This is a genomic window from Pseudomonas sp. ZL2, assembly GCF_054788455.1.
Map to the genome: position 1 here is coordinate 204,335 of NZ_JBGOGX010000004.1, position 17,628 is coordinate 221,962.

Here is a 17,628-nt window from a genome sequence, read left to right on the forward strand (position 1 = left end):
GTGATCCCTCAGAAGCCGTTAGGTACGCGAGTGTGCCAATCAGTGACTTGCTGATAGCGGTGCGCGACGTTGAGCAGGCGGCCTTCGTGGAAATACGGCGCGAGCAACTGCACGCCAACCGGCAGACCATCGACGAAACCGGCCGGCATCGACAGGCCTGGCAGGCCGGCGAGGTTGGCGGTGATGGTGTAGACGTCTTCCAGGTACTCAGCGACCGGGTCGTTGTTCTTGGCACCGATTTTCCAGGCCAGGTTTGGCGTGGTCGGGCCGAGAATGACGTCGACGTCGTTGAACGCAGCCATGAAGTCGTTCTTGATCAGGCGACGGATTTTCTGCGCCTGCAGGTAGTAGGCATCGTAGTAACCGGCCGACAGAGCGTAGGCACCGACCATGATCCGGCGCTGCACTTCGGCACCGAAGCCTTCGCCACGGGAGCGCTTGTACAGGTCGGTGAGGTCAACCGGGTTCTCGCAGCGGTAGCCGAAACGCACGCCGTCGAAACGCGACAGGTTGGACGAGGCTTCTGCCGGGGCGATCACGTAGTAGGCCGGAATCGCGTGCTGCATGTTCGGCAGGCTGATTTCCTTGACCACCGCGCCGAGCTTTTCCAGCTCCTTGACGCTGGCCTGGACCAGGTCGGCAATGCGCGGATCGAGGCCGGCACCGAAGTATTCCTTCGGCAGGCCGATGCGCAGGCCCTGGAGCGAGGCATTGAGACTGGCGCTGTAGTCCGGCACCGGTTCATCGATGCTGGTGGAGTCCTTGGGGTCGAAGCCGGCCATGCCTTGCAGCATTAGCGCGCAGTCTTCGGCGGTACGGGCCAGCGGGCCACCCTGGTCGAGGCTCGACGCGTAGGCGATCATGCCCCAACGCGAAACACGACCGTAGGTCGGTTTCAGGCCGGTCAGGCTGGTGAGTGCCGCCGGCTGGCGGATCGAGCCGCCGGTGTCGGTGGCAGTGGCTGCCGGCAGCAGGCGCGCGGCAACCGCGGCAGCCGAACCACCGGAAGAACCACCGGGCACGTGCTCGAGGTTCCACGGGTTTTTCACCGCGCCGTAGTAGCTGCTCTCGTTGGCCGAACCCATGGCGAATTCGTCCATGTTGGTCTTGCCCAGGGTCACGGTGCCGGCTTCGGCCAGCTTGCTGACCACCGTCGCGTCGTACGGCGCCTTGAAGTTATCGAGCATCTTCGAGCCGCAGCTGGTGCGGATGCCCTGGGTACAGAACAGGTCCTTGTGGCCGATCGGCGCGCCGAGCAGGGCGCCGTTCTCGCCGGCGGCGCGGCGGGCGTCGGCGGCCCGGGCCTGGCTGATGGCCAGTTCTTCGGTGACGCTGATGAAGCTGTTGATTTGCGGGTCGAGCTGGTTGATCCGCGCCAGCAAGGCACGGGTCAGCTCTTCGGAAGAAAACTTCTTGTCGGCGAGTCCGCGGGCGATCTCGGCCAGGGTCAGTTGATGCATGGCAGGCTCTATTCCCTTACTCGATGACTTGCGGAACCAGGTACAGGCCGTCTTCCGTCGACGGGGCGATGGCCTGGTAGCTGTCGCGATGGTTACTTTCTGTTACCACATCGGCGCGCAGGCGCTGAGTGGCTTCCAGAGGGTGGGCCAGTGGCTCGATGCCAGTGGTGTCGACCGCTTGCATCTGGTCGATCAGTCCCAGAATACTGTTCAGGGCATCGGTAGTGCGTGGCAGATCGCCTTCATTCAGGCCCAGTCGGGCCAGATGAGCGATCTTTTCCACGTCGCAGCGTTCAAGCGCCATGGGGATCTCCTGGGAAAACAGAAACGGATTTGCTCCGCGATGAGGAACATGCTGGCAGTATTACGGTCATAAGGCCGCGATCATGTGCAGGCTTGCTCGGAAAAACCGCCAATTTAACATATTGGTGCCTTGCCCAAAATCCCCGCCGTTGTTAGAGTTTGCCGCACTTTTTTACCCACGCGTTGCCTAGGGTCACTTTCCCATGTTCAAGAAACTGCGTGGCATGTTTTCCAGCGATCTTTCCATCGACCTGGGCACTGCCAACACCCTTATTTACGTGCGTGAGCGCGGTATCGTCCTGAATGAGCCATCGGTTGTGGCCATTCGTACTCACGGCAACCAGAAAAGTGTCGTCGCTGTCGGTACTGAAGCCAAGCGCATGCTGGGCCGTACGCCTGGCAACATTGCTGCCATTCGTCCGATGAAAGACGGCGTGATCGCCGATTTCAGCGTTTGCGAGAAAATGCTGCAGTACTTCATCAACAAGGTTCACGAGAACAGCTTCCTGCAGCCAAGCCCGCGGGTTCTGATCTGCGTGCCGTGCAAATCGACCCAGGTCGAGCGCCGGGCCATTCGCGAATCGGCGCTGGGCGCCGGTGCCCGCGAAGTGTTCCTGATCGAAGAGCCGATGGCGGCCGCCATTGGTGCCGGCCTGCCGGTTGAAGAGGCACGCGGTTCGATGGTTGTCGATATCGGTGGTGGTACCACTGAAATCGCGCTGATCTCCCTGAACGGTGTGGTTTACGCCGAATCCGTACGGGTCGGTGGCGACCGTTTCGACGAAGCCATTGTCACCTACGTACGTCGCAACTACGGTAGCCTGATCGGTGAATCCACCGCTGAGCGCATCAAGCAGGAAATCGGTACTGCCTACCCGGGCGGCGAAGTCCGTGAAGTCGATGTCCGCGGCCGCAACCTGGCCGAGGGCGTGCCACGTGCCTTCACCCTGAATTCCAATGAAGTGCTTGAAGCCCTGCAGGAATCCCTGGCGACCATCGTCCAGGCGGTCAAGAGCGCCCTGGAGCAATCGCCGCCAGAGCTGGCTTCGGACATCGCCGAGCGTGGCCTGGTGCTGACCGGTGGTGGCGCCCTGCTGCGCGACCTCGACAAGCTGCTGGCCCAGGAAACCGGCCTGCCGGTAATCGTCGCCGAAGACCCGCTGACCTGCGTGGCTCGCGGTGGTGGCCGTGCCCTGGAAATGATGGACAAACACACCATGGACCTGCTCTCCAGCGAATAAGCCGGAGCCTGCAGTTCACGCCGCCCTGTTTACAGGTAGTGCCCACAGTGCTACCTGTATGTGCTGGGCTGACGTCCGTGTGGGCGTCGTTTTCCGTCAATCCGCAAGCAGGCCGGTGCGTTGCCGTATGAATGACCTCTTGAATCGTCGTCCACGAGGAGCGGCCCATTAAACCGCTTTTCGCCAAGGGCCCTTCGCTGGGCGTACACCTGCTCGTGCTGGTTGTGCTGTCGATCACCCTGATGGTGGTCGATGCACGCTTCACCCTGCTCAAGCCTCTGCGCAGCCAGATGGGCCTGGTGCTGATGCCGTCCTACCTGGTTACCGATCTGCCCCAGCGCTTGTGGCAGGGGGTTGCCAGCCAGTTTGGCAGCCGTACCGAACTCGCTGCCGAAAACGAGAAACTCAAGACCGAAGCCTTGCTGCTGCAAGGTCGCCTGCAGAAGCTGGCGGCCCTGACCGAGCAGAACGTGCGTCTGCGCGAGTTGCTCAACTCGTCGGCGCTGGTCAACGAGAAGGTCGAAGTCGCCGAATTGATCGGCGTCGATCCCAATCCTTTCACCCACCGGATCCTGATCAACAAGGGCGAGCGCGATGGCGTGGTCCTCGGTCAGCCGGTGCTCGACGCACGTGGCCTGATGGGCCAGGTGGTCGAACTGATGCCCTACACCGCGCGGGTATTGCTGCTCACCGACACCACCCACAGCATTCCGGTGCAGGTCAACCGCAACGGCTTGCGGGCGATTGCCAGCGGTACCGGCAACCCGGAGCGCCTTGAGCTGCGCCACGTTGCCGACACCGCCGACATCAAGGAAGGCGACCTGCTGGTCAGCTCGGGCCTCGGTCAGCGCTTCCCGGCTGGCTACCCGGTGGCCACGGTCAAGGAAGTGATCCACGACTCCGGCCAGCCGTTTGCCATCGTCCGGGCGATCCCGACGGCTGCGCTTAACCGCAGCCGCTACCTGCTGTTGGTGTTCACCGACAGCCGTTCGCCCGAGCAACGTGCCAGCGATGCCGCGATTGCCCAGGAACAGGCTGATCGTCAGGGCCTGCCTGCTTCGGCGGCGGGTACTGCGCCGGCCACGTCCCCGGCTGCGCCTGCTGCGGTCACTCCGGCAGCGTCCGCTTCGACGCCAGCAGCACCAGCGCCTGCCGCACCCGCCACTCCGGCAACCAGTGCCCATCCGCCCGCCACGGCAGCCCCCGCAGCCCCTGCTGCAACGCCGGGCGCGCCAGTCATTTCCCGGGAGAGACACTGATGGTAAGCACCCGCAGCCGTAATGGCTGGGTCGTCTGGCTGACCTTTCTGATCGGTATGCTGCTCAGCGTATCGCCGATGCTGCCCTTCGCCGAAGTGTTCCGGCCGATGTGGCTGGCACTGCTGCTGGCCTTCTGGACCCTGGCCCTGCCGCACCGGGTGGGCATGACCACCGCATTCGTCCTGGGCCTGGCCGAGGACGTGCTGTATGGCACCTTGCTGGGGCAGAACGCCCTGGTGCTGACCCTGATCACCTTCCTGGTGCTGTCGTTGCAACAGCGTTTGCGGATGTTCCCGATGTGGCAGCAGAGCCTGGTGATCCTGGTGATCTTCGGCCTGGCCCAGTTGATCCAGCTGTGGCTCAGTGCCCTGACCGGCAACCGCCTGCCGACCCTGGCGCTGATCTGGTCGGCGGTCATCAGCGCCTTGCTCTGGCCGTGGATCAGCTATGGCCTGCGTGGTCTGCGCCGCCGCCTGAGCATCAACTGAGCACTCACATTCGACGCTGACAGGGAGACGTCAAGATGACCCTGCTGTACCTGGCCTCTGGCTCGCCACGCCGCCGTGAGTTGCTCACCCAGATCGGCATTCCCTTTATTTCGCTGAGTGCCGCGATCGACGAGACGCCGCTGCCCGCCGAATTGGCCGAGGCGTATGTCGAGCGTCTGGCGCGGGAAAAAGCCTGCGCCGGCCTGGCGTCGTTGCCCCAGGGCGACGACAGCCCGGTAGCGGTGCTGGGTGCCGATACCGCCGTGGTGCTCGAAGGTCGAATTCTCGGCAAGCCACAACACCGCGAAGATGCCCTGGCGATGCTGGCAGCCCTTTCCGGGCGCGAGCATCAGGTGCTGACCGCCGTCGCCGTGGCCGATCATCAGCGTTGCCTGAGCGTCAGTGTCAGCAGCCATGTGCTGTTTCGCTCCATCGGTGCTGAGGAAGCCGAGGCCTACTGGGCCAGCGGCGAACCGGCCGACAAGGCCGGCAGCTATGCCATACAGGGTCTGGGGGCAGTTTTCGTACAACGCCTTGAAGGCAGCTATTCGGCGGTGGTCGGCCTGCCGCTGAATGAAACCGCCGAGCTGCTCGGTCAATTCGGCATCCCTTGCTGGCAGCGCCTGCCGGCCCGTTGAGCGAGGATAAGCCAGAACAGCCCTAGCCAGTCGCCCGCGAGCGATCCATCATTACTGAAGTCCTTTGACGAGAGCCTGCCATGAGTGAAGAGATTCTGATCAACATCACACCGATGGAATCACGCGTGGCGGTGGTGGAAAATGGTGTACTGCAGGAGGTGCATGTCGAGCGCACCCAGCGCCGTGGCATCGTCGGTAACATCTACAAAGGCAAGGTGGTGCGGGTGCTGCCGGGCATGCAGGCGGCGTTCGTCGACATCGGCCTGGACCGCGCAGCGTTCATTCACGCCTCGGAAATTTCCCTGCGCGAAGGCTCGTCGGTCGAGAGCATCAGTGCCCTGGTGCATGAAGGACAGAGCCTGGTGGTGCAGGTGACCAAGGACCCGATCGGCTCCAAGGGCGCGCGCCTGACCACCCAGTTGTCGATCCCGTCCCGTTACCTGGTGTACATGCCGCGCACCAGTCATGTCGGCATTTCCCTGAAGATCGAAGACGAGGCCGAGCGTGAGCGCCTCAAGCAGGTGGTCACCGACTGCATCGCCCAGGAAAACATCCAGGACGCCGGCGGTTTCATCCTGCGTACCGCCGCCGAAGGCGCCGGGGCCGATGAAATCCTCATGGACATCCGCTACCTGCGCAGGCTCTGGGAGCAGATCGGCACCCAGATCAAGACCGTCGGCGCGCCGACCGAAATCTACGAAGACCTGGGCCTGGCCCTGCGCACCCTGCGCGACCTGGTCAACCCGAAAATCGAGAAGATCCGTATCGACTCGCGGGAAACCTTCCAGAAAACCACGCAGTTCGTCGCCGAACTGATGCCGGAGATCGCCGATCGTCTGGAACATTACCCAGGCGAGCGGCCGATCTTCGACCTTTATGGCGTCGAAGACGAGATCCAGCGCGCCCTCGACCGCAAGGTCCCGCTCAAGTCCGGCGGCTACCTGGTGGTCGACCCGGCCGAGGCGATGACCACCATCGACGTCAACACCGGGGCCTTTGTCGGCCACCGCAACCTCGAAGAGACCATCTTCAAGACCAATCTGGAGGCGGCCACCGCCATTGCCCGGCAACTGCGCCTGCGCAACATCGGCGGGATCATCATCATCGACTTCATCGACATGGAAGATGAAGAACACCAGCGCCAGGTGCTGCGCACCCTGGAAAAACAGCTGGAGCGCGACCATGCCAAGACCAACATCATAGGCATCACCGAGCTTGGGCTGGTGCAGATGACCCGCAAGCGCACCCGCGAAAGCCTCGAGCAGGTGCTGTGCGAGCCGTGCTATTGCTGCCAGGGACGCGGCAAGCTGAAAACCCCCGAAACTGTCTGTTACGAGATTTTTCGCGAGATCCTTCGTGAAGCCCGCGCCTATCAGGCCGAAGGCTATAGAGTATTAGCCAACCAGAAGGTGGTCGACCGCCTGCTGGACGAGGAATCGGGCAACGTTGCCGAGCTCGAAGCCTTCATCGGCCGAACCATTCGCTTCCAGGTCGAGTCCATGTATTCCCAGGAACAATACGATGTGGTGCTGCTCTGACTCGGTCTGAACACCAATGCGCGCTGTCCGGGCTGGCAAACCGCCGGCTTGCGGCCATAGTTAAGGCACGAACCGGAGGGCCACTGGCATGGAACGACTGATGCGCGTTCTCGGCGCCTTGACCCGCTGGGGGCTGGGCATCAGTGCCTTGCTGGCGGTTCTGGTGGCGCTGTATGTCAGTCTTGGCCGGCAGTTCATCCCGCTGGTGGCCGAGTACCGGGCCGAAGTCGAAGACAAGGCCGAGCAGGCCCTGGGCATGCCGGTGCATATCGGCGCCCTGGAAGGGCACTGGAGCGGCCTGGCGCCGATAGTGCGGGTACGCGACATCCAGGTCGGCGAAGGGCCGAGTGCCCTGCGCCTGGATGGCGTCAAGCTGGTGCCTGACCTCTGGGCCAGTCTGGTTCAGCGCCAGGTGCGCCTGGCTAACCTTGAAGTCGGCGGCCTGCACCTGAGCCTGCGCGAAGATGAAAGCGGCGCCTGGGCCCTGGAAGGGTTGCCGAAAAAAGACGACCAGCCGCTGGACCCCGAACAACTGCTCAAGCAGGTACAGGTTGTGTCCAAAGTCACGGTGGTCGACAGCCAGGTGACCCTGGAGCCGTTCCAGCGCGACCCCATGACCCTCACCTACGTCAGCCTCGGCCTGCAGACGGGCAGCGTGCGTCAGCGCCTGGACGCGCGGGTGACCCTGCCCGATGGCCAGCCGCTGGCGTTGAGCCTGCGCAGCCGCATTCGCCCCAGCCAGTGGCGCGATGGTGAAATCGATGCCTACCTCAGCCTGCCCCAGAGCGACTGGGCGCGCTGGCTGCCGCCGCGCCTGCTGGGCAAGTGGCAGGCTGCCGAACTGCGTGCGGGCGGCGAGTTCTGGGTGAACTGGGGCAAGGGCCAGCTGCAGAGCGCGATGGTTCGCCTCAATGCGCCGGAGCTGCGCGGTAACTACACCGAACGCAAGCCGGTGCAGATCGACAACCTGGCCCTCAATGCCTGGTTCCAGCGAGGCGAAAAGGGCGTTGACGTACTGGTCGACTCGCTGGCCATGAGCCTGGGCAAGACCCGTTGGGAGTCCCACCTGCAGCTCAAGCAGACGGCCGCCACTGAAACCAGCGAAGAAACCTGGCAGATCCAGGCCGACCGCCTCGATCTGACGCCGGTTACCCCGTTGGTCGATGCACTGGCGCCGCTGCCGGAAAAACTCATGGCCGTGGTCGATGGCCTCAAGGTCACCGGCGCCTTGCGCAATGTGCGCCTGGACGTCCGGCCCAAAGCGACCGGTGACCAGCGCTTGAGCTTTGCCGCCAACCTGGAGCGGGTTGGCTTCGACGCCTACCACGGTGCCCCGGCCGCTGGGAATGTCAGCGGCAGCATCAGCGGCGACCTCGGTCAGGGCGAACTGCGCCTGGATACCGATGCCTTCATGCTGCACCTGTACCCGATCTTCGAAAAACCCTGGCACTACCAGAAGGCCAACGCGCGTCTGACCTGGCGCCTGGACCAGGAAGGCTTCACCCTGATTGCACCGTATCTCAAGGTGCTGGGCGAAGAGGGCAAGATCGCTGGCGACTTCCTGATTCGCCTGCTGTTCGATGAAACCCGCGAAGACTACATGGACCTGCGCGTCGGCCTGGTCGAGGGTGATGGTCGTTACACCGCCAAGTACCTGCCCGAGGTGCTCAGCCCGGCGCTGGATGAGTGGCTGCGCACGGCAATCCTCAAAGGCGCGGTCGATGAAGGTTATTTCCAGTACCAGGGTTCGCTCAATCATGGTGCCGCGGAGCAGGCCCGCAGTATCAGCCTGTTCTTCAAGGTCCACGATGCCGCACTGGATTTCCAGCCGGGCTGGCCGCAGGTGCAGAAAGTCACGGGTGATGTCTTCATCGACGACGATGGCGTACGCATCAAGGCGCAAAGCGGGCAGTTGCTCAATACCCAGGTGCGTAACGTGGCGGTCAACATTCCCCATGTTGCGGCCGGTGAACACAATCACCTGTATCTGGACGGCGAATTCGACGGCGGGCTCGGTGACGGCCTGAAAATCCTCCAGGATGCGCCTATCGGTACCGGGCAGATTTTCGCCGGCTGGGAAGGCGAGGGCAGCCTCAAGGGCAAGTTGAAGCTGGATATCCCCTTGGCCAAAGGCCAGCAACCGAAGATCGTGGTCGACTTCGATACCCGCGACGCACGGCTGAAGATCGCCTCGCCCGCCCTGGAGTTGCACCAGCTCAAGGGCGACTTCCGCTTTGACTTCGACAAGGGCCTGAGTGGCGAGAACATCAGTGCGCGGGCCTTCGACAAGCCGATGACCGCGCAAATCTTTGCCGAAGGCAAGCCTGGTCAGTTGCAGACACGGGTCAACGCCAAAGGTCAGATGCCCCTCAAGGCACTGACTGACTGGCTGCAGCTCAAGCAAACCTTGCCGCTGTCCGGCGAATTGCCTTACCAGTTGCAGGTGAGCCTGGGCAGTCGCGACAACCAGCTGACGGTCGATTCCAGCCTCAAGGGCCTGGCGGTGGACTTGCCCGCGCCTTTCGGCAAGGCCGCCAACGAGACTCGCAACAGCCAGTTCAGCATGAGCCTGCAGGGGCCGGAGCGGCGGTTCAATGTCACTTACGCCGATGTCGCCAAGGCGATCTATGCGGCGCCCATGGACAAGCTCGACCAGGGGCGCGGCGAATTGCTCTTCGGCGCCGGGACCGCCCAGTTGCCACCGGGCCAGGGCCTGCGGGTGCGTGGTCGTCTGGCAGAGCTGGACCTGGAACCCTGGCAGAAACAGCTTGATCGCGTTGCCGGTAACGACCCCGGTGGCAGCGCCAAGCAGATGCTGCGCGGCGTCGACCTGAGCATCGGCCAGCTCAAGGGCTTTGGCCTGAACCTGGCCCAGGCGGTGGTGCGTGTGGACCGCGGCGGCAACCTGTGGGCCGTGCGCCTGGACAGCAAGGAAGTCATCGGCAACGCACGCATCCCTGATGCCAAGGGCGCGCCGATGGTGATCAACCTGCAGACCATTCACCTGCCGGCTGCCGACCCTGCTGAAACTACTTCCGATGATGGCCCGGACCCGATGGCCAGCATCGATCCGCGCAAGATTCCGGCCGTTGATCTATCGATCGACAAGCTGTTCCGCGGTGACGACCCGCTCGGCAGCTGGGCGGTAAAAGTCCGCCCGACCGCCAAGGGCATCGCCCTCAATGACCTGGACGTCAACGTCAAAGGCCTGCAGATCGACGGTAACGGCGGTTGGGAAGGCGTCCCGGGAGCTAGCAGCAGTTGGTACAAGGGCCGCCTGGAAGGCAAGAACCTGGCGGACATCCTCAAGGCCTTCAACTTCGCGCCGACGGTTACCAGCCGAGATTTTCGCCTGGATGTCGATGGTCGCTGGCCCGGCTCACCGGCCTGGGTCGGTCTCAAGCGTTTCTCCGGTAGCCTCGATGCCGCCTTGCGCAAGGGCCAGTTCGTTGAAGTCGAAGGCGGTGCCCAGGCCCTGCGGGTGTTCGGCCTGCTCAATTTCAACTCGATTGGCCGGCGCCTGCGCCTGGACTTTTCCGACTTGCTCGACAAAGGCCTGAGCTACGACCGGGTCAAGGGCCTGCTGGTGGCCAGTGAGGGGGTCTATGTGACCCGTGAACCGATCACCGTGACCGGCCCCTCGAGCAATCTTGAACTGGACGGTACCCTGGACATGGTCCGCGACCGGGTCGATGCCAACCTGCTGGTCACCTTGCCGGTGACCAACAACCTGCCGATTGCCGCGCTGATTGTCGGAGCGCCGGCCATCGGCGGGGCGCTGTTCCTGGTCGACCGGCTGCTCGGTGATCGGGTGGCGCGTTACGCCAGTGTGCATTATCGCGTCGAGGGGCCGTGGAAAGAGCCTAAGATTAGCTTTATCAAACCCTTCGAAAAATCGCGCTAGGAGTCGGCATGAAGTCAGCGGTTATCCAGATGGTCAGCCAGAGCGACGTTCTGGCCAACCTGGAACGAGCCCGGCACCTGCTCGAGCAGGCGGCCGCAGGTGGCGCGCGGCTTGCCGTGCTGCCGGAGAACTTCGCCGCCATGGGCCGGCGTGACAGCGCTGCAATCGGCCGTGCCGAAGCGCTGGGCGAAGGCCCGATCCTGCCCTGGTTGAAACAGGCAGCTCGCGACCTCAAGTTATGGATAGTGGCGGGTACCTTGCCGTTGCCGCCGGTCGGCCAGGCCGAGGCCAAGTCCCATGCCTGTTCCTTGCTGATCGATGAGCACGGCGAGCAGGTGGCGCGCTACGACAAGCTGCACTTGTTCGATGTCGATGTGGCCGATAACCGCGGTCGCTATCGCGAATCCGATGACTATGCCCATGGCGGGCAGGTGGTGGTCGCCGATACCCCGGTGGGACGCCTGGGCCTGAGCGTCTGCTATGACCTGCGCTTCCCCGAGCTGTACAGCGCGTTGCGCGAGGCCGGGGCCGAATTGATCAGTGCACCGTCGGCCTTCACCGCCGTGACGGGTGCCGCGCACTGGGAAGTGCTGATCAGGGCGCGGGCCATCGAAACCCAATGTTATGTCCTGGCCGCGGCCCAGGGCGGAACCCACCCGGGGCCGCGGGAAACCTATGGCCATGCGGCGATCGTCGACCCCTGGGGGCGCATCGTCGCCGAACAGGCAAGTGGCGAAGCCGTGCTGCTGAGCGAACGCGACAGCAGCGAACAAGCGTCCATCCGGGCGCGGATGCCGGTGACCTTGCACCGGCGCTTTTTCTCGCAGGACGCTTTGCGGCCTGCGCACACCTCGGAGTGACTATGAGCGAGATGTTATCCACTGTCAGCGAACACCTGCTGGCGCCGGGCGGCCTGACCCTCGACAGCCTGCAGTCGGTGCTGGGCGAGCTGGCCGGGCCAGGCATCGATGCCGCCGACCTGTACTTCCAGGGGCAGATTTCCGAATCCTGGGCGCTGGAAGACGGCATCGTCAAAGAAGGCAGCTTCAATCTTGACCAAGGCGTGGGCGTGCGTGCCCAGTCCGGCGAGAAGACCGGCTTTGCCTACAGTAACGCCATCAACCTTGAAGCCCTGACCTCGGCGGCCCGCGCGGCCCGTTCGATTTCCCGTGCCGGGCAGAACGGCAGCGTGCAGGCGTTCAACAGCCAGGACGTTACCCAGCTGTATGGCACCGACAACCCGCTTGAGGTGATCAGCCGCGCCGAAAAGGTCGAGCTGCTCAAGCGCGTCGACGCCGCCACGCGCAAGCTCGATCCACGTATCCAGCAAGTCACCGTGAGCATGGCCGGGGTCTGGGAGCGCATTCTGGTCGCCGCCGCCGATGGCAGCCTGGCGGCCGACATTCGCCCGCTGGTGCGCTTCAACGTCAGTGTCATCGTTGAGCAGAACGGTCGCCGCGAACGTGGCGGTCATGGTGGTGGCGGGCGCACCGATTACCGCTATTTCACCGACGAACGGGTCATGGGCTTTGCCCGTGAGGCCTTGCGTCAGGCACTGGTCAACCTCGAAGCCATTCCGGCGCCGGCCGGTACCCTGCCGGTGGTGCTCGGTTCGGGCTGGTCCGGGGTGTTGCTGCACGAGGCGGTGGGCCATGGCCTGGAAGGCGACTTCAACCGCAAGGGCAGCTCGGCCTACAGCGGCCACATGGGCGAAAAGGTCGCCTCGAGCCTGTGCACCATTGTCGATGACGGTACCCTGGAAGGCCGCCGTGGTTCGCTGAGCGTCGATGACGAAGGTACGCCGACCGAGTGCACCACGCTGATCGAGAACGGCATTCTCAAGGGCTACATGCAGGATAAGCTCAATGCCCGCCTGATGGGCATGGCCCGCACTGGCAACGGCCGCCGCGAATCCTACGCGCACCTGCCGATGCCGCGCATGACCAACACCTACATGCGTGCCGGCGACAGCGACCCGGCAGAAATCATCGCTTCGGTGAAAAAGGGCATCTACTGCGCCAACCTCGGCGGTGGCCAGGTGGACATCACCAGCGGCAAGTTCGTGTTCTCTACCAGCGAGGCGTACCTGATCGAAGACGGCAAGATCACCGCCCCGGTCAAAGGCGCAACCCTGATCGGCAACGGGCCGGAAGCCATGAGCCGGGTATCGATGGTCGGCAACGACCTGTCACTGGACAGCGGTGTCGGTACTTGTGGTAAGGATGGGCAATCGGTGCCGGTGGGCGTTGGCCAGCCGACCCTGAAGATCGATGCGATCACCGTCGGTGGCACGGGCGCATGAAGATGAAACCGGGCAGGCAGGGCGCCTGCCCGTGTGCGGGGCTCAACGCAGGCCGCGTTGGACCTCGTCGAGTTCGCGGATGTACTTGAAGATCTTGCGGCTCGCGCTTGGTGCCTTGTTGCGCGCAAGCTCGTGCTGGGCCTGGCGGATCAGCGAGCGTAGCTGCTGGCGATCGGCTTCCGGAAACTCCTGGACGAACTTCTCCAGGACTTCGTCGGTACCGTCGATCAGCCGGTCGCGCCAGCGTTCGAGGTTGTGGAACCGCTCGTTGTACTGGCGCGAGGATGCGTCGAGCTGGTCAAGCAGGGCATTGATCGCGTCGATGTCCTGGTCGCGCATCAGCTTGCCGATGAACGACTTGTGACGCCGCTTGGCCTCGTTCGCGGTGTGCCGCTTGTGTTCTTCCAGAGCCGCGCGCAGTTCGTCGGTCAACGGCAGTTTGGCCAGGGTGTCGGGCTTGAGCGTGGTGAGGCGCTCGCCCATGTCGACCAGCGCCTGCATCTCGCGCTTGATCTGGGTTTTGCTTTTTTCGCCGTCAAAGGCGGTGTCGTAAGAATCAACCATGGGGGCAGTCCGCTGAGAATCGCCGCCATGATAACCAGTCGGGGGCCGCTTGTCCGGTCCGGTCGTAGATTGACCCGTGCCGAACGCAGAATTTGAGTGGAGAAAACCATGAGTGCAGTCCAGAGCGTAGGTCCGCAGGCCCTGCCGGCGTTGCAGGAACAGGTCGAACAGATCATCGCCGAAGCCAGGCGCCAGGGGGCCAGTGCCTGTGAAGTGGCGGTATCGCTGGAGCAGGGGCTGTCGACCTCGGTGCGCCAGCGCGAAGTCGAGACCGTCGAGTTCAACCGCGACCAGGGCTTTGGTATCACCCTGTACGTGGGGCAGCGCAAGGGCTCGGCGAGCACTTCGGCCAGCGGTAGCGAGGCGATCCGGGAAACCGTTGCCGCGGCCCTGGCGATTGCCAGGCACACCTCCGAAGACGAGTGCGCCGGGCTTGCCGACCCGGCGCTGATGGCCCGTGAACAGCCGGATTTCGACCTGTATCACGCCTGGGACATCACCCCCGAGCAGGCCATCGAAAAGGCCCTGGAGTGCGAGGCTGCGGCGTTCGACACCGATGCGCGGATCAAGAACGCCGACGGTACCACCCTCAACACTCACCAGGGCTGCCGCGTCTATGGCAACAGCCATGGCTTCATCGGCGGCTACGCCTCGACCCGGCACAGCCTGAGCTGCGTGATGATCGCCGAAGCCGACGGGCAGATGCAGCGCGACTACTGGTATGACGTCAACCGCCAGGGCGAATTGCTGGCTGACCCGCGCAGCATCGGTATACGCGCCGCGCAACGGGCGGCGAGCCGCCTGGGCGCACGCCCGGTGCCGACCTGTGAAGTGCCGGTGCTGTTCTCGGCCGAGCTGGCGGGCGGGTTGTTCGGCAGCTTCCTCTCGGCGATTTCCGGCGGCAACCTGTACCGCAAGTCATCGTTCCTCGACGGCGCGATGGGCCAGCGCCTGTTCCCTTCCTGGTTGACCCTGGACGAGCGTCCGCACCTGCAAAGGGCGCTGGCCAGTGCTGCGTTCGACGGTGACGGCCTGGCGACCTACGCCAAACCGTTCGTTGAAAATGGCCAGCTGGTGTCCTACGTACTGGGTACCTATTCCGGGCGCAAGCTCGGCTTGCCGAGTACTGCCAACGCCGGTGGCGTGCATAACCTGTTTGTTACCCATGGTGTAGAAGACCAGCCTGCCTTGCTGCGGCGCATGGGCCGTGGCCTGTTGGTCACCGAGCTGATGGGCCATGGCCTGAACATGGTGACTGGCGACTATTCCCGTGGTGCCGCAGGTTACTGGGTAGAAAACGGCGAGATTCAGTTCGCCGTTCAAGAAGTGACGATCGCCGGCAATATGAAGGATATGTTCCAGCAAATCGTCGCGATTGGTAATGATCTGGAAACCCGCAGCAATATCCACACAGGCTCCGTGTTGATCGAGCGGATGACCGTAGCGGGCAGTTAAGCCCCTACCGGCCTCATCGCTGGCAAGCCAGCTCCCACAATGGTTCTATGTAAGCTGGACCTGTGGGAGCTGGACTTGCCAGTGATCGAGCGGGTAGAGCCCGTTCCTACACCCCCTCCAAAAGCCCGGCCATGTGTCGGGCTTTTTGTTTTTCTTTTTTCATTTCCTTGAACTGATTCTGATTATCACTTAATAATGAATATCATTATCTAGGCGATGATGTTCATGAAACCAGTCCTCCACGAATTGCCCTACCTGGAAAACTGGCGCTGGCTGAGCCGGCGCATTCGCTGTGCCCTTGACCCGGACGAGCCGCGGCTGATCGAACACTACCTCACCGAAGGCCGCTATCTGGTGTGTTGCACCGATACCAGCGCCTGGACCGTCGCCTTGACCTCTTTCCGCCTGCTGCTGGATACCGCCTGCGATCGCGCGCTGCCCTGGCATTGGCGCTGCCTGTGCCTGGACCAGGCCTGGCGACCGCTGCTGGAACTGCGCAACCTCGACCGTCGCGAACACAACCAGCGCTGGCAGCCCTTCGCCCTGCAACTGGCGAACTGCGTGCTGCTGCCTTCGATTTCCTACGATGAACTGATGCAAGGACTTGATGATGAGTAATACCCGTATCGAGCGCGACAGCATGGGTGAACTGCTGGTGCCGACCGAGGCCCTGTATGGCGCTCAGACCCAGCGCGCGGTGAACAACTTCCCGATCAGCCAGCAACGCATGCCGACCCAGTTCATCCGCGCGCTGCTGCTGGCCAAGGCTGCCGCGGCCAAGGCCAATATCGAGCTCAAGCAGCTGGACCAGGCCCGGGGCGAGGCGATCGTCAAAGCCGTCGAGCAACTGCTGGCCGGTGACTTCATGCAGCACTTTCCGGTGGATATCTTCCAGACCGGCTCCGGTACCAGCTCGAACATGAACGCCAACGAGGTGATCGGCACCTTGGCCAGCCGCGTGCTGGGCGACACGGTCAACCCCAACGATCACGTCAACTGCGGGCAAAGCAGCAACGACATCATTCCCACCACCATTCATGTCAGTGCCGCCCTGGCGTTGCACGAGCAGCTGCTGCCGGCGCTGAACCACCTGGTCAAGGTGATCGACGCCAAGGCCGAGCAGGTGCATCCGTTCATCAAGACCGGCCGCACCCACCTGATGGACGCCATGCCGGTGCGCATGAGCCAGGTATTGGGTGGTTGGGCGGCGCAGATCAAGGCGGCCATCGGCCATCTACAGGCCACCCTGCCAAGCCTGCAGGCGCTGGCCCAGGGCGGCACTGCCGTAGGTACTGGCATCAATGCCCACCCTGAATTCGCCGCGCGCTTCAGCCAGCAACTGACCGCGCTGACCCGCGTCGAATTTGTCCCGGGGCAGAACCTGTTCGCCCTGATCGGCTCGCAGGACACCGCCGTGGCGGTGTCCGGTCAGCTCAAGACCGCCGCCGTGGCGCTGATGAAGATCGCCAACGACCTGCGCTGGATGAACTCCGGGCCGCTGGCAGGCCTTGGCGAAATCGAGCTCGAAGGGTTGCAGCCGGGCTCCTCGATCATGCCGGGCAAGGTCAATCCGGTGATTCCGGAAGCGACCGCCATGGTTGCCGCGCAGGTTATCGGCAACGACGCAACCATCGCCGTGGCCGGGCAGTCGGGCAACTTCGAGCTCAACGTGATGCTGCCGATCATCGCCCAGAACCTGCTCAGCAGTATCGAGCTGATGGCCAACGCCAGCCGCTTGCTGGCCGACAAGGCGATTGCCAGCTTCAAGGTCAATGAGCCCAAGCTCAAGGAAGCGTTGGCGCGCAACCCGATCCTGGTGACCGCGCTGAACCCGATCATCGGCTACCAGAAGGCTGCCGAGATCGCCAAGACCGCCTACAAGCAGGGACGCCCGATCATTGACGTGGCCCTGGAACATACCGACCTGCCGCGCAGCCAGCTTGAAGCGCTGCTCGACCCGGAAAAGCTCACCGCTGGCGGGATCTGAGCCGGTCCACCGCTCTGGAGGTTTGCCATGCAGCACTGGAAACGCACCACCGAAATTGCCAACCGCCTGTTCGAACAGGGCGAGCTGGTCGACGCCCGCGAGTTGTATCTGCAGGCCCTGGCGCTTGCCCAGGTGTTGTTCGAGCGCTGGCATGACGCCGACGAGGCGGTGGCCGTTTGTGTCATCGCTCACCACAACCTGGCCGACCTGCACCTGCGCCTGAATCAGCCGCAGGAAAGCGCCGAGTACCTCTGCGCCATTCATCAGCGGCTGTTACAGACCGCCCAGGATCCGCGCATGGCGCCGATGCTGCGCACAGCTGCGCTGCGCCACAGCAGCAAGACCTACACCGAGTTGTTGAGCTTCATCGGCGAGTACGGCCAGTACCCGCGTACCGAACGCCTGCTCTACCGGCACGAGCCGCAGCCGGCCCTGCATGCCGGCCAGGAAAGCGCCGGGCCTTCACCCCTACAATATGGAATCCAGTGA

At 63.4% G+C, this 17,628-nt stretch carries 15 protein-coding genes; 12 read left to right on the forward strand and 3 right to left on the reverse strand.

What is annotated here, in order from left to right:
• Positions 1-8: 8 nt before the first annotated feature.
• On the reverse strand, positions 9-1,460 hold the full coding sequence (gene gatA / locus ABM562_RS06905) for an Asp-tRNA(Asn)/Glu-tRNA(Gln) amidotransferase subunit GatA (RefSeq protein WP_115088601.1): 1,452 nt from the start codon (positions 1,458-1,460) through the stop codon (positions 9-11).
• 16 nt (positions 1,461-1,476) lie between these two features.
• Entirely contained in the window at positions 1,477-1,764 is a 288-nt protein-coding gene (gene gatC / locus ABM562_RS06910) for an Asp-tRNA(Asn)/Glu-tRNA(Gln) amidotransferase subunit GatC (protein ID WP_115088600.1), read from the reverse strand.
• Positions 1,765-1,966: 202 nt separating this feature from the next.
• On the opposite strand from gatC, the gene mreB reads away from it, so the two are divergent.
• The 8 genes from mreB to tldD all read left to right on the forward strand — a co-directional run bounded on the left by mreB (position 1,967) and on the right by tldD (position 13,133).
• On the forward strand, positions 1,967-3,004 hold the full coding sequence (gene mreB / locus ABM562_RS06915; protein ID WP_008371426.1) for a rod shape-determining protein MreB: 1,038 nt from the start codon (positions 1,967-1,969) through the stop codon (positions 3,002-3,004).
• 197 nt (positions 3,005-3,201) lie between these two features.
• Positions 3,202-4,263: a rod shape-determining protein MreC gene (gene mreC, locus ABM562_RS06920; protein WP_233673387.1), complete on the forward strand. Its 1,062-nt coding sequence runs from the start codon at positions 3,202-3,204 to the stop codon at positions 4,261-4,263.
• Positions 4,263-4,751 carry a rod shape-determining protein MreD gene (mreD, locus tag ABM562_RS06925; protein WP_010223402.1) on the forward strand — a complete coding sequence of 163 codons (489 nt, stop codon included), beginning with the start codon at positions 4,263-4,265 and terminating at the stop codon, positions 4,749-4,751. Before mreC ends, mreD begins: the two co-directional genes overlap by 1 nt.
• Before the next feature lie 35 nt (positions 4,752-4,786).
• Positions 4,787-5,389, forward strand: a complete 603-nt coding sequence (locus ABM562_RS06930; protein ID WP_115088598.1) for a Maf family protein — start codon at positions 4,787-4,789, stop codon at positions 5,387-5,389.
• Between the two features lie 80 nt (positions 5,390-5,469).
• Positions 5,470-6,927, forward strand: a complete 1,458-nt coding sequence (gene rng, locus ABM562_RS06935) for a ribonuclease G (protein ID WP_010223400.1) — start codon at positions 5,470-5,472, stop codon at positions 6,925-6,927.
• 88 nt (positions 6,928-7,015) lie between these two features.
• On the forward strand, positions 7,016-10,831 hold the full coding sequence (locus tag ABM562_RS06940) for a YhdP family protein (RefSeq protein ID WP_460421252.1): 3,816 nt from the start codon (positions 7,016-7,018) through the stop codon (positions 10,829-10,831).
• Between the two features lie 8 nt (positions 10,832-10,839).
• On the forward strand, positions 10,840-11,691 hold the full coding sequence (locus ABM562_RS06945; RefSeq protein ID WP_115088596.1) for a carbon-nitrogen hydrolase family protein: 852 nt from the start codon (positions 10,840-10,842) through the stop codon (positions 11,689-11,691).
• 2 nt (positions 11,692-11,693) lie between these two features.
• A complete protein-coding gene (tldD, locus tag ABM562_RS06950) occupies positions 11,694-13,133 on the forward strand; it encodes a metalloprotease TldD (protein ID WP_233673293.1) in 1,440 nt (479 codons plus the stop codon).
• Positions 13,134-13,175: 42 nt separating this feature from the next.
• Here the strand turns inward: tldD and yjgA are convergent, their stop codons facing one another.
• The gene (gene yjgA, locus ABM562_RS06955) at positions 13,176-13,697 is read right to left on the reverse strand and encodes a ribosome biogenesis factor YjgA (protein WP_115088594.1); all 522 of its coding nucleotides are present in this window, start codon (positions 13,695-13,697) and stop codon (positions 13,176-13,178) included.
• A 108-nt stretch (positions 13,698-13,805) separates the two neighbouring features.
• Here yjgA and pmbA point away from each other — a divergent pair, with 108 nt between their 5' ends.
• The 4 genes from pmbA to ABM562_RS06975 all read left to right on the forward strand — a co-directional run bounded on the left by pmbA (position 13,806) and on the right by ABM562_RS06975 (position 17,628).
• Positions 13,806-15,152 (forward strand): metalloprotease PmbA, encoded by a 1,347-nt coding sequence (gene pmbA / locus ABM562_RS06960; protein ID WP_115088593.1) that lies wholly within the window; start codon positions 13,806-13,808, stop codon positions 15,150-15,152.
• 216 nt (positions 15,153-15,368) lie between these two features.
• A complete protein-coding gene (locus ABM562_RS06965; protein ID WP_115088592.1) occupies positions 15,369-15,770 on the forward strand; it encodes a FagA protein in 402 nt (133 codons plus the stop codon).
• Positions 15,763-17,139, forward strand: a complete 1,377-nt coding sequence (locus ABM562_RS06970) for a class II fumarate hydratase (protein ID WP_460421255.1) — start codon at positions 15,763-15,765, stop codon at positions 17,137-17,139. Before ABM562_RS06965 ends, ABM562_RS06970 begins: the two co-directional genes overlap by 8 nt.
• A 27-nt stretch (positions 17,140-17,166) precedes the next feature.
• Positions 17,167-17,628: a hypothetical protein gene (locus ABM562_RS06975; protein ID WP_115088590.1), complete on the forward strand. Its 462-nt coding sequence runs from the start codon at positions 17,167-17,169 to the stop codon at positions 17,626-17,628.

Bases quoted from the DNA above. Each gene is read 5' to 3' on its own strand.
- gatA (WP_115088601.1), bottom strand. From the start codon at position 1,460: ATGCATCAACTGACCCTGGCCGAGATCGCCCGCGGACTCGCCGACAAG.
- gatC (WP_115088600.1), bottom strand. From the start codon at position 1,764: ATGGCGCTTGAACGCTGCGACGTGGAAAAGATCGCTCATCTGGCCCGA.
- mreB (WP_008371426.1), top strand. From the start codon at position 1,967: ATGTTCAAGAAACTGCGTGGCATGTTTTCCAGCGATCTTTCCATCGAC.
- mreD (WP_010223402.1), top strand. From the start codon at position 4,263: ATGGTAAGCACCCGCAGCCGTAATGGCTGGGTCGTCTGGCTGACCTTT.
- ABM562_RS06930 (WP_115088598.1), top strand. From the start codon at position 4,787: ATGACCCTGCTGTACCTGGCCTCTGGCTCGCCACGCCGCCGTGAGTTG.
- rng (WP_010223400.1), top strand. From the start codon at position 5,470: ATGAGTGAAGAGATTCTGATCAACATCACACCGATGGAATCACGCGTG.
- ABM562_RS06940 (WP_460421252.1), top strand. From the start codon at position 7,016: ATGGAACGACTGATGCGCGTTCTCGGCGCCTTGACCCGCTGGGGGCTG.
- ABM562_RS06945 (WP_115088596.1), top strand. From the start codon at position 10,840: ATGAAGTCAGCGGTTATCCAGATGGTCAGCCAGAGCGACGTTCTGGCC.
- tldD (WP_233673293.1), top strand. From the start codon at position 11,694: ATGAGCGAGATGTTATCCACTGTCAGCGAACACCTGCTGGCGCCGGGC.
- yjgA (WP_115088594.1), bottom strand. From the start codon at position 13,697: ATGGTTGATTCTTACGACACCGCCTTTGACGGCGAAAAAAGCAAAACC.
- pmbA (WP_115088593.1), top strand. From the start codon at position 13,806: ATGAGTGCAGTCCAGAGCGTAGGTCCGCAGGCCCTGCCGGCGTTGCAG.
- ABM562_RS06965 (WP_115088592.1), top strand. From the start codon at position 15,369: ATGATGTTCATGAAACCAGTCCTCCACGAATTGCCCTACCTGGAAAAC.
- ABM562_RS06970 (WP_460421255.1), top strand. From the start codon at position 15,763: ATGAGTAATACCCGTATCGAGCGCGACAGCATGGGTGAACTGCTGGTG.
- ABM562_RS06975 (WP_115088590.1), top strand. From the start codon at position 17,167: ATGCAGCACTGGAAACGCACCACCGAAATTGCCAACCGCCTGTTCGAA.